This is a genomic window from Microcoleus sp. AT3-A2 (assembly GCF_036705685.1).
GTDB lineage: Bacteria > Cyanobacteriota > Cyanobacteriia > Cyanobacteriales > Microcoleaceae > Microcoleus.
Genome location: NZ_JAUBVF010000096.1, coordinates 1 through 14416, shown reverse-complemented (window position 1 = coordinate 14416; position 14416 = coordinate 1). Strand labels below are relative to the sequence as shown.

At 44.6% G+C, this 14416-nt stretch carries 11 protein-coding genes; 8 read left to right on the top strand and 3 right to left on the bottom strand.

The features are described 5' to 3' along the window. Positions 1 to 316 (top strand): transposase (locus QUB37_RS28220; protein WP_333168439.1); only part of this gene is annotated, 316 nt, incomplete at its 5' end. Here the strand turns inward: QUB37_RS28220 and QUB37_RS28215 are convergent. Further along, on the bottom strand, positions 313 to 1383 hold the full coding sequence (locus QUB37_RS28215) for an IS630 family transposase (protein WP_333168437.1): 1071 nt from the start codon (positions 1381 to 1383) through the stop codon (positions 313 to 315). The genes QUB37_RS28220 and QUB37_RS28215 overlap by 4 nt on opposite strands. A gap of 356 nt (positions 1384 to 1739) precedes the next feature. On the opposite strand from QUB37_RS28215, the gene QUB37_RS28210 reads away from it, so the two are divergent. The 3 genes from QUB37_RS28210 to QUB37_RS28200 are packed head-to-tail and all read left to right on the top strand — an operon-like array spanning position 1740 to position 3888. Beyond that, complete coding sequence (locus tag QUB37_RS28210; protein ID WP_333168435.1) at positions 1740 to 2183, top strand: glycosyltransferase family 39 protein; 444 nt, start codon at positions 1740 to 1742, stop codon at positions 2181 to 2183. Between the two features lie 46 nt (positions 2184 to 2229). After that, positions 2230 to 2934: a hypothetical protein gene (locus QUB37_RS28205; protein ID WP_333168434.1), complete on the top strand. Its 705-nt coding sequence runs from the start codon at positions 2230 to 2232 to the stop codon at positions 2932 to 2934. A gap of 9 nt (positions 2935 to 2943) precedes the next feature. Beyond that, positions 2944 to 3888: a hypothetical protein gene (locus QUB37_RS28200; RefSeq protein WP_333168432.1), complete on the top strand. Its 945-nt coding sequence runs from the start codon at positions 2944 to 2946 to the stop codon at positions 3886 to 3888. A 58-nt stretch (positions 3889 to 3946) separates the two neighbouring features. On the opposite strand, the gene QUB37_RS28195 is transcribed toward QUB37_RS28200, so the two are convergent. Both QUB37_RS28195 and QUB37_RS28190 read right to left on the bottom strand, forming a co-directional pair. Further along, positions 3947 to 6037 carry a hypothetical protein gene (locus tag QUB37_RS28195; protein WP_333168430.1) on the bottom strand — a complete coding sequence of 697 codons (2091 nt, stop codon included), beginning with the start codon at positions 6035 to 6037 and terminating at the stop codon, positions 3947 to 3949. A 127-nt stretch (positions 6038 to 6164) separates the two neighbouring features. After that, on the bottom strand, positions 6165 to 7631 hold the full coding sequence (locus tag QUB37_RS28190; protein ID WP_333168429.1) for a CHAT domain-containing protein: 1467 nt from the start codon (positions 7629 to 7631) through the stop codon (positions 6165 to 6167). 809 nt (positions 7632 to 8440) lie between these two features. On the opposite strand from QUB37_RS28190, the gene QUB37_RS28185 reads away from it, so the two are divergent. The 4 genes from QUB37_RS28185 to QUB37_RS28170 all read left to right on the top strand — a co-directional run bounded on the left by QUB37_RS28185 (position 8441) and on the right by QUB37_RS28170 (position 14339). Next, positions 8441 to 10441: an FAD-dependent oxidoreductase gene (locus QUB37_RS28185; protein WP_445300068.1), complete on the top strand. Its 2001-nt coding sequence runs from the start codon at positions 8441 to 8443 to the stop codon at positions 10439 to 10441. Between the two features lie 299 nt (positions 10442 to 10740). Beyond that, positions 10741 to 11427 (top strand): class I SAM-dependent methyltransferase, encoded by a 687-nt coding sequence (locus QUB37_RS28180; protein ID WP_333168428.1) that lies wholly within the window; start codon positions 10741 to 10743, stop codon positions 11425 to 11427. Beyond that, positions 11427 to 12497, top strand: a complete 1071-nt coding sequence (locus tag QUB37_RS28175; protein WP_333168426.1) for an aromatic ring-hydroxylating dioxygenase subunit alpha — start codon at positions 11427 to 11429, stop codon at positions 12495 to 12497. Before QUB37_RS28180 ends, QUB37_RS28175 begins: the two co-directional genes overlap by 1 nt. Before the next feature lie 159 nt (positions 12498 to 12656). Then, entirely contained in the window at positions 12657 to 14339 is a 1683-nt protein-coding gene (locus QUB37_RS28170) for a DUF262 domain-containing HNH endonuclease family protein (protein WP_333168425.1), read from the top strand. The last annotated feature ends 77 nt before the right edge of the window (positions 14340 to 14416 follow it).

Below are 14416 nucleotides of genomic sequence, written 5' to 3'. Positions count from 1 at the left end.
TGTCGCTCATGTTTCTGTGTCAAAAAAGCTTTATGATGTGATATTACCACGAAGTGTTACTATTTTGGAGATGTCTAATGGTAAGATTATTAAACCAACTTGTGGAGATTCGAGAACAGAGTCCGATTTTTTACTGAATATTCGTCACCTCATTGAAACTGATCCGGCTGCCCAAAAATGGCATCTAATTATGGATTGTCTGAATACTCACCAATCTGAATCACTGGTGCGTTTGGTTGCCGAAAAAGAAGGCTTAGATATCGACCTCGGTACTATAGCAATCCTAAATGATTTTCTAGACCTAGAGCAATCCTAATTGATTTTCTCCGTGTAACTATATTTATGTATTTTGGGGAAATCAAATTTTTGCCCCTTAGTAAAAAATTCAAACAAAAATTTCACAATCTTAAAAGACCTACATAAATACCAATACTTTCTTAAAAAGTTTTTAGCTTGTAACCAAATATCTTCAACGGGATTTTGTTGGGGAGCATTTGGAGCAGATAAAATACAAGTAATTGACCACTCATCAGGCTCTTTGCCACCATTTACTTCTAATAAAAAATCTCTAAATTCGCCATATTTATGATAACTGGCTCCATCCCAAATCAAGATAATCTTGCGATTCTTATATTTATCTTGTAAGTATTTTATAAATTCAACTGTTGATTTTCCATCCCCAGATGGATGACTCTGAACATGGAATTCTTTGCTTTGATAATTGAGTGCGCCAAAATAAGTTTGTCTATCTTTTTCATTGGTAATTGGGACTTCAATTCTGATTTTTGATTGACCCCAAACGTAACCCGTTAGATCGCCATGAAGTAGATGACATTCATCTATAAATAATACTATTATTTGCCCGGATTCTATGCCCGCCTTGTTTTTGAATAAAATATTGTTAATTTCTTCCGTCTTTTTTTTTACCAGTTCGACCTCATATTTGGGATTGATTTTTTGAGTTTTTTTCCAACTAATTTTCGCCCGATCGAAAAGTTCATAGTAACTCTGTTTTGATTTATAGATCACACCAAACTCTCGCTCTACATAAGTAACCAGCTCATCTAAATTCCAATATTCTTTATTCTTTAGCCAATCAATTACTTCAGTCTTTTGTAGAGCTGTTAAATACCCTTTTGACCCTTTATGCCCTAGCTTGATTCCTTCGATGCCTTTGGTTTGAAATTGTTTTTTCCAATGACCCACAAAAAAATCACTTACACCGAGAATTTTGCTAATCTCATGGTAGAACTTGCCTTCGACAGCCATCCTTACAGCTATTGCTCGTTTAAGTTCTCTTGCATCGATATCACTTTTAATGAAAGATTCTAATTGAGTTATTTCCTTTTCCATATCTTGGAGGGGCCGTTTTAAGTTATTCATTTTTTTATTGTCACAATCAAGTATTGCATATAATTGTATCATAGTCTTGATAATGATTTAGGATTGCTATAAGGGAAAAAGCGGCATACTTCAATCCATGAAATCCCGCGCTGTTTTTTTAAGTGACCCAACACATCAAATTGTTTTCCATTACACACCCAAACATTCTTCGTGGCTTAATCAAATAGAGATTTGGTGAGCGCATTTTGGTGCGGAAATTACTAAAAAGAGCAAGTTTCACCAGTCAGTACGATCTGAAAAATCGCATCCTCAATTTTATTAACTACTTTAATCAAACAATGGCCAAACCTTTTAAGTGGACATATAAGGGTAAAGTCTTGGCTGTTTAATAGTCTGTGTATTTACGCCGACCTGTACTAGCAGTTTCTCCCTTGCACGTGCTTTACGCTCAAGAAGCACGTCCCTATAGTTTGTGGTCGGCCCTGATTTTGCTTTCTTGTGCCTCTCTGCTGCGAGCACTGCGGCTGCAAAACAAGCTAAGTTGGAGCATTTACGCAGTAGCAAATATTATGGGATTTTACACTCATTTCTTTAGTCTGCTAGTTGCGTTATGGCACGGAATTTATATCTTAGGAACTCAAGGTTTTAGGTCTAACAAAAAGCTAGTGAATTACTCGATAGCAATTGCCGTGTCGTTGCTAGTATTTCTGCCTTGGATGGTAATTTTAGTGATAAATAAAAGTGCAGCATCCGGTGCGACAAGTTGGGCAAATCTAGAAAGTCAGAGGCTATCTTTAGTTAAGAATTGGGTCGGAAATATCGGTCGCGTTTTTTTTTGATTTCGGGCTAAGTTCTAATGCGATATCCGTATATCTTATTGGTTTAGTGGCAGCGACTTTAATTTTATTTACAATCGTAGGGTATGCCGTTTATTTTCTGTGTTCGGAGACGAACAAACAGGTTTGGCTGTTTGTGGTGACGATGATGGCGGTGACAGCACTGGCACTCGTGCTGCCAGATGTTATATTGGGAGGAATCCGATCGACTAAAGCTCGCTACCTATTTCCGACTTATTTGGGGATGCAAATCGCTGTTGCTTACCTGTTAGCGACTAAAATTACCGCGCTGGGCGTGCCAAGCTCGAAACGGCAAATGTGGAAAGTTTTGACAGTTGTACTGTTAACGGGCGGCTTGCTGTCGAATGCCGTTAGTTCTCAAGCCGAGACTTGGTGGACGAAGGAATGGGGCAGGGAAAATCCCGAAATTGCTCGCAGGATTGATCGTGCCCCAAAGCCGCTGCTTGTCAGTGATATCTCGGAAGTCAGTCTGGGAAATATACTGTCAATGAGTCATTTGTTAGAACCGAAAGTGCGGCTGCAATTGGTGTTGCTTGACCCAGAAGCGCGCCGTCGAGCTCAGTTGTTTGGCAGACCAACTATACCCAATATTCCTAGCGGTTTTAGCGATGTTTTTGTCTACGGGCGATTGCAGAAGTTTAGTGCTAAGCTGGCGAAAATGCAAAACTTGAAAATCGAGCTGCTTTCAGAACAAAAAACCGAAACGCTGTGGCTAGGCAAGTTAGTAAAATAGTGAGGGTTTATGGAAGACTTTGGTATTATTATTGCCTGCTGCGACCAAGATTATCTGTTTGCTAAGGGTTGCTGTGCTAGCATCCGCTATTTCCTGGGAGATGTGCCGATTTGTCTGTTGATTGACGGTACGTTTTCTGTGAGTGCTTTGGAAAAATCCTATGGGGTGCGGGTTATCAATCGCACAACCGTTTCTGAAGAGGTTCTCAGGAAAAGAAGTTTTGGTTGGGGCAAAACTAAAATGATTGCTTTCTGGGAAAGTCCGTGGTCAAATTTTATGGTTTTGGATGCCGATACGATCGTCTGGGGCGATGTTCTCAAATTGGCTAATTTTCAAGAGTTTGATTTTACTGTAGACAAGCCTTGTTACGAGTACCCGGATGCGGATGTTTCGGAATTTTTCTTTGACATTCCGGGTGTTGAGAAGCATTTCCCGAATTTTCGTTGGTCGGAATCGCGATCGAACTATTTCTGCACGGGTACTTTCTTTGCTAAACGCGGCGTTTTTAGCTTGGAAGAATACGTAGAAATTTTAGATTTTACGGCGGCAAATCCGGGAATATTTAAGTACGGAGAAATGGGGTTTTTGAACTTTATGATTTTCCGGGCGGCACAAGAAAAGCGGCTGCGGGTGCAGAATGTGGATATGCAGTTGTTGGTGCCGGATTTTGACCAGGATTTGCTGAGAAAGCAGTTTCCGGTGGAAGAAAGCGGGCCTGCAGGCGATCGAACTCAGGCGACGGTGATTCACTGGTGCGGGCCGAAGCCAACTTTATCTAGTGGGAAAGTTTACTCGGAACCGATGAATTTTTGTCGCCGCAAGTGTGAGGAGGATGTTTGGAACCGCACGGGTTTGGCTGCAGATATGTCGCTGCAAGTTGAGGATTTACAGCGATCGATCTACGTGTATAAGAATAAGTTTAAGAAGAAGTTTCGGCAGTTGGCGGGGAAGTAAGTAGGATTTTTTAACCGCAGATGTCAGCGGATAAACGGGGATGCACGCGGATTTGGGCTTACCCTTCGAGGGGCAAACTTGGCCCGGCTGGCGGTAAAACTTGGCGGTGAACGCTTATTTTGTGGCTTTCCCGCTGAGTTTGCATTTCGACGGCGATCGCCTCAAATTCGACTTCCATGCAGCCGTAGGGAATCTCTAACTCGATACTTGCTCGCACGTTTCCTAACCCGTTAGCTTTAAATTCGGTAATCCAGCGCGGCCCGTCGAGAATCAGGTAGGTTTGCCGATCGTACACCCAAACTTTCACATAAATCCGGGGCATTAATTCCGGGAGTTGCACTTGCACGTTTACAGCTTGGCCCGCGATGATTTCGGCGCGCGGCAATTCCAAAATGGGCATCGGTACTAACTCATCTTCTGGCAAAACGTAGGGAGTCGGGGGAGTGTCTTCTGCGGCGACAGTTGTGGTTTTTTGACCAACTTGTTTCGGTTGCGGGGGTTCGTCAAAAACCACAAATTCTCTGGCTTCCGGGCTAGTAGATTTGGGATCGGAAATTGTTTCGCTGGTTTCGGATTGCTGCTGGGTTGGGCTGCTTTCTTCCACAACGGCAATTTCGTCGCTGCTATTTGCGGCGGCTTTTGGAGTTGGTGACAGGGTGGTTGCTTTCAACCAGTCGGGGGATTCGCCGTTGCTGGCTAGGGAACTCAGTCGCGACCAAAATCGACTTTCGACGTTTAAGGTTTGAAATGCCTGTTTTGTGGGTGCTGGCGGGGTTTCTGGGGCTGTTGTTTCTGGTTCGGGGCTGTTTTCGGGTTTTTTGTCGATCGCTCCGATTTCGGCTGTTTGAGTGGGATTTGGGATGTCTGAGGGTTTGGTTTGTGGGTCGATCGACTCTTCGGTAGTTCGAGGCGAATTCGAGATTTCCGAAAGCAATTGCGATCGGCTGCTGTCGGGCAGTTTGTTACCGAATGCGGGCAATTCTAGACCGCCTGCACTTGGGGTGTGACGTGAAGCCAGTAGAGGGGGTAGGGCTTCAGTGGTTGGGGCTTCGGCAGGGGAGGGAGGGTCTAAGGATTTTTCTACTAGCTTGAGGAAGGATATATTTTTGGCGCTTCCAGGCTGTTTTGAGGCTGTTGGGGAGGGTTCGGCTTGATGCTTTTCTTCGATGAAATTGTCTTTAATTTCCTGTAGAAGGTGTTCTAAACGAGCTGTAATTGTGAATAGTTTGGTGGCTAGGGTGACGCCGCCGCTGCTAAGAATTGCTTCTCCTAAAATTAGGCGGCTTTTGCACTCGGTTGGGATGTAGGTGACGCAGGCAAAGATGCAGGGGGGAACTTGTTCTGGCATCGGCTGCTGGATTTCTGCGAGAATTTTGGAGGTTTGGGGGTCGCGCAAGTAAATTTGCAGTTGTGCTGAACCGATGAGTTGTTTGAGTTCTAGCGCTTCGGATTCGGGGATGAGAGTTGCTGTTTTTCTGCTTGGTTGGGGGTGTTGGGGAATGTCGATTTTGCCGGAAATGATTAAGGGGCGACCGAGTTGGGTGACGAAGGTTTCTTGATCGAGGACGAGTTCGAGTTTGACGCCCGGTTTGGGTTCGGGGGTTTGGGGAATCGGGAATTGGTAGATTTTGGTCTGCTGCGGTGCTGAATCGGCTGCTGGGATTTGGGGTGGTGCGGGGCGATCGACCGGGGAAGCGATTTGTGGGGCTGCGCGATCATCGACCGATGCTGCAATTTGTGGGGCTGCTGTGGAAGCAGCAGGTTCGATTTGGTCGATCGGCGGTAGGGGTTCAGAGGTTTCCGATTCTGCGGGCAATACTTCCAACTGAACGCCGTACTGCCAAGGTTTTAGTGGTGTTGCTTTGGGATCTGGCAAGCAGGAGAGTTCCCACAGTCCGGGTTTGAGCCTGGTGTAGGGAATGATCACGACTAATCCTTCGGGGTTGGTGCGGGCCGATCGGCTTTGGACTTTCCGCTGCGCCCCTTGGTCAAAGGAGGTATGGGTAACGCGAATTTCGATGTCGGTGTTGGGATGCTGAATGCGAGCAACCACGCGGTATTTACCTTCTAGAATTTCCACGTCGGAGGTTTCTAGGGGCAACCAGGCGCGATCGCCTTCTTTCTGTAGCAAAAATTCTAATTTTTTCATCTTTCTTTCCCCTTGAAGGCTCCCGCTTGATTCGTCACAGGTTGGTGGTGGTTTGTTGAGCGACAGCTACAGATATTAAATTACTTATGTTTTATAGCCTATCACCTGTGTCGGTCAAGAGGCCCACTTACCAAGGACTGCCGATTATGCTGAATGCTGCCCAATAATACGGATGCGATAAATCTTTGCTGTCGAGTTTGGGGATGGACGGGGGCAAGGGAGTTTCGCCTCGGGAACTTCGCAGTTGACCGCCTTCGATCGTCACTTTGCCTTCGATCGCAGCGATTTGTGCTTGCCGCATTGCTTCAGCTTTAATGATTGGAGGGTCGTTTGGCCTGCTGATTTTTAACTGCTGGTAAAACTCTGTCATCAAGGCGAGAGTCCCCGCATCGCTGACGTACCACAGGCTGGCGAGGGCTGATTTTGCTCCCGATTGCAGCGCTAAACCTGCAAATCCGAGTTCTGCTTCTTTGTCTCCCAAGGCGGTTCTACAGGCGCTTAATACTAACAGTTCAAGAGGCGGATTGTTCCATTTTAAATCTCTCATTTGATCGAGGCCGAGTTGGGTGTCCCAAAATTGAATGTAGGAATTATTTGGGGTTCCAGGGCGGAATTCTGCGTGGGTGGCAAGGTGGATGATTCCGTATTTTTGTTGCAGTCGCTGGGATTGCAAGTTTACTATGGTGAAATCTTCGTTGAGAAAGGATTTACCGGGCCACTGTCGGGCGATCGCGCCGAGTTCAAACGGCACTGCTGGCAGCGGTTCTTTGTTCGCCGTTTCTGCGAAATCTGATGCTCCCATTGCTAGGACTTGCGCGTTTCTGAGGTCAGTGTAATTGCTATCTGTGAGTTTGAAGGCGGGGATGCGGGAGAGGCTGTATTTTTGGATCAGAAATTGCTTTCCGTCGTGCATTGCTGCTAGGGGTACGGTTCGCAAACCTGCGCCGACGCAGAACAGCAAGGTTTCAATTTTTGCTGTTTGCAAATCTGTTTCTAGGGGTGCAACTATCCATTTGTAGAGTTGTTGGGCTGGTTCTAAATAGCTGGTAGTGTTGAGTTTTACCGGGTTGGTGATTTCGCTGCGGAATTCTTGGACTACTGAGAGCAGTTTCTCTTGTTTGGCTTCGGGGATGCTGCGGAGAATGGGCGGGCGAGCGGGCAATATTAAGATTAATTCTAGTTGGTCGGTGCGCGGGATGGCGTAAATTAAAGCTGGTTTTTTCTTTGTTTGAACCGCTAGGCGGGAGAGAGTTTTTGATATTGCTTCGGCGGTTTTCGCACGGGCTGCAAAGTCTTGTTCAAAGTATTTTTGATAGTCTTCTTCCCAGCTTTCTTCGATTCTGGTTACGGCTTCGGTGAGGTTTCCCCGATCGAGCAAATTTCTCATTTCTTGTCCGTTAAGCCCGCCCTGGTCTGTGTTCTGGGCAATTGTAGCCAGGTTCGCGGTACTCAAGCAGAAAAATATTGCTATCAAACAGTAAAAAATAGCTTTTTTAATTTTTTTCTGAGTCGTGTGTTTTTGGCGTTGCTGCTGGGATTGGTAGTGCATGGTTTTGAGGCGGTTAAGGGCGCCGTTGGCGGCAGCAGTTGGCAAAAGTTTGGATGTGGGTGGGAATTTTGACTATGCTGGCGATCGCCGCACCATTATAGCATTCAATACCAACCCCAAATATCTATCGCAGGGTGTGGATACCAGCAGCAACAGAAGCCCCACGCCAAGAAATCCACCATTTATATAAAGTTTTGTAAATTATGCAGAAGTTTTGCATAAACAGGACTTACGCACAAATCCGGTTTCTTCAAGTAAGCCCTGTTTTTTCCATAGCAGCCAGGTACATTTAATCGGCATTACCTATACGGGCGTCTTTGGTTTTTTGCGACACTTCCCCATTTCTTAGTTTTAATAGGGTTTTGTCTTGGTATTAAGTGAGGAATACCCTGCATCGATCGCCGATATATTGAGTTACCTCAGTAGATATATTCTCTGTATTTACTTGTTTTAAAAGAGTTAGGTTTATTCGCGGCGCTAACTTACTTAAAAATATACTGATTAATTGTTTGGACTCGGATATTTTTTGGGTTATTTAGTACAAGCCGCCAAGACAGATTTTTACCTAACATTTTACCTGCAAATCTCCTATTTTTTTAGCATAAGTGGCGACGGTTGCCAAGAGTTGAGCAACATAAATAAAAACACTAATTATTTAGAAAATTTGACGCTATGCGGGCGATCGCTTTTTCCTTATTTTCTCCTAGATAATTAAAGCCTTCTTGCTTCTGTTATAGATTGTGTGCGATCGAACTTGGCACGGTGCGTTAGCGAAGCCCTCGAAGAGGATCGCGATCGGATTGGGGAATGTATCTTAGTATTTCTTCACATATCCTGATTTCGGTCTATGATATATGCCTTATGGCGTATTTGTGTTTAAAGCCCGTTATCGCGTACCGCTGATGAGTCAATCAACCAATCCACCGCTATCCCAACCAGTTTCTCGAAGAACCGCCCTCAAATTCCTCGGAGTCGGTGCCGCAGGCGGGCTGCTGGGCTATTCTCGATTTTCCAAGCCAGAGCCCGCCGTTTTTGTGCAAGATTCTATTGACTTGCCGCGAATGCTGAATCAGCGCAAAACCGTTGCAGTTGTAGGGGCAGGCTTGGCCGGGCTCGCCTGTGCTTACGAACTCAGTCAGCGGGGTTTCGCCGTGACGCTGCTGGACAAATCGCCCCAACTCGGCGGCAAAATTGCTAGTTGGCCGATACAAGTCGGGAACGAAACTTTTATGATGGAACACGGTTTCCACGGTTTTTTTCCGCAATACTACAACCTCAAAAGTGTGGTTGAAGAACTAGAAATTAGCGATAACTTTGTATCTTTAGAATCCTACGCCGTTCTGTTTCGAGACGGCAAATACAAACCCGAAGTTTTCCGTCCCAACCATTCAGCTTTTCCCTGGAATATAGTTGACTTGGGGATATCTTCTCCCAATCGGCTCAAGTGGGGAATCAATCTTACAAAACCCGCTCACTGGCAAGTATTTCGAGAAATAGGCGGTTTTCAAACTCAAAAAACTTTCGATCGCCTCGACAATATATCAGTTGCCGACTGGGTAAAAGGTGAATTTCCGCGCGGGCTTTATGACTTGTATTTTCTGCCTTTTGCTAAGTCCAGCCTCAACGCTCCCGACGAATTGAGCGCGGGAGAATTAATGCAATTCTTCCACTTTTACTTCTTCGGAAATCCAGAGGGTTTGGCATTCAACGGCACGCGGCAAGATATGGGCACGAGTTTGGTGCAGCCTATTGCCAGAGCGATTGAAAGCAAAGGTGGCAAAGTATTAGCAGATGTCGCAGTCAGTGAGATACGCTGGGAAAACGGCAAGATTGATTCTCTGAGTTATCAGTCGGGAGACGTGCAGAGTAAAATACCTTTTTGGGTAAAGCGAAACGCCCTGTTAACTGACAGCAACTCTACCGAATATTTCGGTGCTGGTGACAGCGTATTTGCCGCCGCACCGTCGGGAAAAGAGGCAATTTCTCTGAGCTGCACTCACCAAGGCTGCACTGTTCAGAAACAGAACGACGGTCAATTTCACTGTCCTTGTCACGGCGCAGTTTTTGATGCCGAAGGACGAGTTGTGAGTGGGCCTGCTCAGCGGGATTTGCCTCGATTTAAGGTAGTCGATGAAAAAGCAGATGAGGTACAGTTGGTCTCCGCCGCGAAGAAGTCCCAGACGCAGAATTTGGCGGAAACATTGAAGGCTGATTACTATGTTTTTGCTGCCGATGTTCCGGGGATGCAGCATTTATTTAGTTTGGCCAGCGGTGAGGTAAATTCCCAGGTGCAGAAGCGGATCGAGAGTTTGAAAATAGCCGATCCTTTTGCGGTGGGCCGTTTTTGGTTCGATCGCGAATTTCCGTGGGAACACAGCAATTTCAGTTCGCTTTCCGGCTACAAACTGACTGACAGCATTACGCTTTACCACCGAATTCAGGATCAGTTCATCGAGTGGAATCAGAAAACTGGTGGTAGTGTAGTGGAACTGCACGCTTATTGTTACAAGGAGAAGGAATTTCCAAACCAGGAAGTTTTGCTGGCTACTTTTGAGCAAGAATTGTACGAAATTGTACCGGAATTAAAAGAGGCAAATATGCTGCACCGGGAATTGGTAAATCAAAAGAATTTCTCTGGATATCCGCCCGGTAGTTATGCGGAACGCCCGGAGACTTGCTGCGCTGTTCCGAATCTTTTGTTTGCGGGAGATTGGGTGAAAATGCCGTTTCCGTGCGGTTTAATGGAAAGGGCAGTAAGCAGCGGTTTGTTGGCCGCTAATGCTATTTTATATCAGGAGGGTTTGCAGAGGCGATCGCTCTTGACGGTAAATCCCGAAGGCGTGTTAAAAATCTAAGGTTAGCAGGGGGGCGGGTTTTATAAATCGTCAATTATCGGCTGCTATTCTCGGTGAAACCCGCCCCCAGCCATACCATTTTAAATTTTAGATTAAAGAATTGAATAATTGGAAATGACTGATTATATAAGGGTTTGGAGCTTTACTACAGTTGCATCCTTTTTTTAAGATTAGTTACGGTTTGTGGGTGCGGTTTCGCTGAGGAGAAAAGGCAGAGCTTGCGAACCCAAAAAATATCTGCGTTGAGCGGGGTGAATATGCGGTTAAAATATTATTGAATCAGTATAAAGCAATAATAGATGCTGAAGATTAACTGCACAATTCGCAATAAACCTGTAATGTTTGATGCTTTTGCAACAGAATACGATTTCGCCGCCACCTTGCAAAATCAGAACGATTTCTTTACTAAAAACCTATCGACAAGCAAAGGTACAGCATTAGATATTGGATGCGGTTCGGGAATTCTTGCTTTTGAATTGGCCCAGTATTACGATCATGTAGTCGCCGTAGATTTTTCAGCGAAAATGCTGGCTATCGCCCGTCAAAAACGCTCAGCCCCCAATATCGAATATATCCAAATGGATGCCAGTCAATTAACGTTAGAGCGCAAATTTGATTTAATAGTTAGTGCAGACACTTTTCACCACTTGCCCAACCTCCCCGCCGCCCTCTCAGTAATTAAACAATTGTTAAATCGGCACGGAAAAATCGTTTTTTTAGATAATATATCGGAAATCGAAAGACCTGCTACAATAGGCTACATATTAGGTGCAGCGAGAGATTTTAGACCCGACTGTTCCACCTACGGATTTCGCAATGCTTTAAGATTATTAAGATTTAGGCTGTCGCCAAGCTGGTTGAAACATTTAGCTAGCGACAGGTATTTGTCAGAACGGCGATTTAAAAATATTTACAGTCGTTGCTTTCCAGGCTGTTATTTTGTAAGATTGGGTTGTTTTATGGGCGTAATTTGGGAACATTTGTAATGCAAAACAACGCGATAAAATCGGTAGCTGCAAGGGGAGAAAAAACTCACATCCGCGAGTTGGGCATTAATCTCGATCGCTGGTATGCGATCACCCGCAGCACCGAGGTGCAAACTCAGCCGCTAGCTGCGAAAATCTGGAATCGGGCGATCGTACTTTTCCGCGACAGTGCAGGCAAAATCAACGCTTTAGAAGATAGATGTCCGCACCGGCAAGTTAAACTCAGCCACGGTCAAGTTAAAGGCGATTTAATCGAATGTGCTTACCACGGATGGCGGTTAAATGCAAGCGGAGAATGCGCCGAAGTCGATTATTTAGCAGAAAATCAAAAGCTACCTAACTGCAAAATTCGCTCCTATCCAGTCCAGGAAAAAAACGGTTTTATCTGGCTGTTTCCGGGCGACGAAACGCAAGCAGAAAAAATAGATTTATTGGATTTGCCAGAGTGGGAACATCTTAATTATATTGCCACAGTTTCAGTCATCGACTGTCAGGCACACTATTCATTTTTAATTGAAAACTTGATGGATATGTACCACGGACACTTGCACGATGATTGGCAAGCTTGGGCAAATCCGGTACTAGATACTTTAGAAGAAAACGAGCATCAAGTAACTGCTCGCTATCAGGCACAAAGTTATTACAAAATAGATAAAATATGGTCAATTTCTCAGTTGTTTTTTAAATCTCTGCGCCGACTGCACCCGGAACCGCTGGAGGTGAGCTATGTTTACCCGCACTGGGTTTCAACTTTGGGAAGCGACTTTAAGATTTACTGCTTGGTTTGTCCGGTGAGCGAGACAGCAACTCGCGCTTATTTAATTCACTTTACCTCATTAAATGCGTTTTGGCGGCTGCACAAATTGCCTGTATGGTTTCGCAGGTTTATCAAAGATAGTTGTTTCGGTGCTGCTCAAAAATTATTAGATGGTTTGGTGCGGCAAGATGTGTTAATGATTGAAGAAGAACAGCAGGCTTTTTTGCAGAATTCAGAAAGAAAGAGTTATGAATTAAATCGAGCTGTAGCCAGCGTGCAAAAGTTGATGAGAAGTCAGGCAGAAAATGGATAATTCAGGATCAGATTGAAACCTGCGGCGGGACGAATTAAACCAGCCTGCACAGGCTAAGTTGAGAGTTCGCCTTTCCAAGCTTGAGCATGGTATTCTAGCAACAGGGAAAATTGACTTTCGGGAAGCAATTACCAACCACACCTAACACAGGAACCAAGCATGAACCGTGTCAGCATCAAGGGTGAGGAACACCCCATTAGGAAAATCTTTAGCGATGACTTTATGTTTACCATTCCCCTCTACCAGCGTCCCTATGCTTGGGCAAATGAGCAAGCTGGGGAACTGCTGGAAGACCTGCTAACATCATTGGGAGATGGTAACGACACGATTGATCAACTCAACCCGTACTTTCTAGGCAGCATTGTTTTAATCAAATCTGGGCCGCCAGATGCTGAAATTGTAGATGGTCAGCAACGTCTAACAACTCTCACCATACTACTAGCTGCTCTCAGGGAATCATTGCCAACAGAACACGCCAATGACTTGACCACTTATCTATACCAAAAAGGCAGCTTAATTGCGGGTATAGATAATCGTTACCGTCTGACTTTGCGCGAGCGAGATGCACAATTTTTCAAGGAATATATTCAAAATGAAGGTGGTATTAACAAGCTCCAAAAATTGAACAATGCGGAGCTGATGGATACTCAGAAGCTTATTAAAGAAAATGCACATTTATTCTTGCAACGTTTGCAGACTATCGCGGAATCCCACCGTATACGTCTTGCCCAGTTCCTCATTACCCAGTGCTTCTTGGTAGTGGTTTCTACGCCTGACTTTGACTCTGCATATCGGATATTTTCTGTGTTGAACAACAGGGGATTGGATCTCTCCATAACTGATATCTTGAAAGCGGACATAATCGGAAAAATACCCGAAAGCCAACAAGAAAAATATACTAAAAAGTGGGAAGATACCGAGGAGAATCTGGGACGCGAGTTATTCAAAGATTTGTTTTCTCATATTCGCATGATTAAAGAAAAGAAAAAACTTAGCAAGAGTATCCTTAAAGAGTTTCAAGAAAACATCAATCCTGCGGCTGGATCTCAGCAATTCATTGATGAAATTTTAGCTCCTTATGCTAAGGCTTTTTCCGAAATTCAAAAATTAACCTATGAAAGCGAGCGGCGTGCCGAGGAAATTAATCAACTATTTAAATGGTTAAACAAAATTGATAATTTTGACTGGATACCGCCTGCGATTCTCTACCTGTCGCGCAACCGTAATAACCAGGATAATTTGGTGCGTTTTTTTACACATTTAGACCGCCTTGCGGCAGGTTTAATGATTGTCCGCGCCAATATCAATGAGCGCATTGAACGTTACAGCAAATTGCTTACTGCTATTGAACAAGAGGAAGATTTATTCAATTCCAATTCACCGCTCCAGTTTACTCCTGAAGAGTCAAACAATATCCTTAGAGTCCTCGATAGTGACCTTTACCTAATTCAAAAAATTCGTCGTTATGTCTTGGTACGCTTAGATGCTGCTCTGTCAGAAGGTGAAGCATCTTACAACTTCTCTAACATTACTGTCGAGCACGTACTTCCCCAAAATCCAGGGCCTAATAGTGAGTGGATGAAGTGGTTTCCTAGTCAGCAAGAGCGCGAGCAATATGTGCATCGTCTTGGCAACTTAGTTTTGCTATCTTGTGCGAAAAACAGTCTGGCACAAAATTATGATTTTGATGTGAAGAAACAGAAGTATTTCACCACTAAGACAGGCGTTTCACCCTTTGCACTTACTACCCAAGTGCTGCGGGAACAGGAATGGACGCCAGAAGTAATCGCTCGACGGCAGAAAGAGCTGATTAATGTTCTCAAGAATCTTTGGCGCTTATAGCAATACTCCGGACAGTTTTTAAGCAGCCAGAGTACCATAAGACAAGACTGAAGGAAGGTTAGGGTGATTTAAAATCA

Excerpts from the sequence above, each read along its gene's own strand:
- QUB37_RS28215 (WP_333168437.1), bottom strand. The coding sequence starts at position 1,383 with ATGAATAACTTAAAACGGCCCCTCCAAGATATGGAAAAGGAAATAACT.
- QUB37_RS28200 (WP_333168432.1), top strand. The coding sequence starts at position 2,944 with ATGGAAGACTTTGGTATTATTATTGCCTGCTGCGACCAAGATTATCTG.
- QUB37_RS28195 (WP_333168430.1), bottom strand. The coding sequence starts at position 6,037 with ATGAAAAAATTAGAATTTTTGCTACAGAAAGAAGGCGATCGCGCCTGG.
- QUB37_RS28185 (WP_445300068.1), top strand. The coding sequence starts at position 8,441 with ATGCCTTATGGCGTATTTGTGTTTAAAGCCCGTTATCGCGTACCGCTG.
- QUB37_RS28180 (WP_333168428.1), top strand. The coding sequence starts at position 10,741 with ATGCTGAAGATTAACTGCACAATTCGCAATAAACCTGTAATGTTTGAT.
- QUB37_RS28175 (WP_333168426.1), top strand. The coding sequence starts at position 11,427 with ATGCAAAACAACGCGATAAAATCGGTAGCTGCAAGGGGAGAAAAAACT.
- QUB37_RS28170 (WP_333168425.1), top strand. The coding sequence starts at position 12,657 with ATGAACCGTGTCAGCATCAAGGGTGAGGAACACCCCATTAGGAAAATC.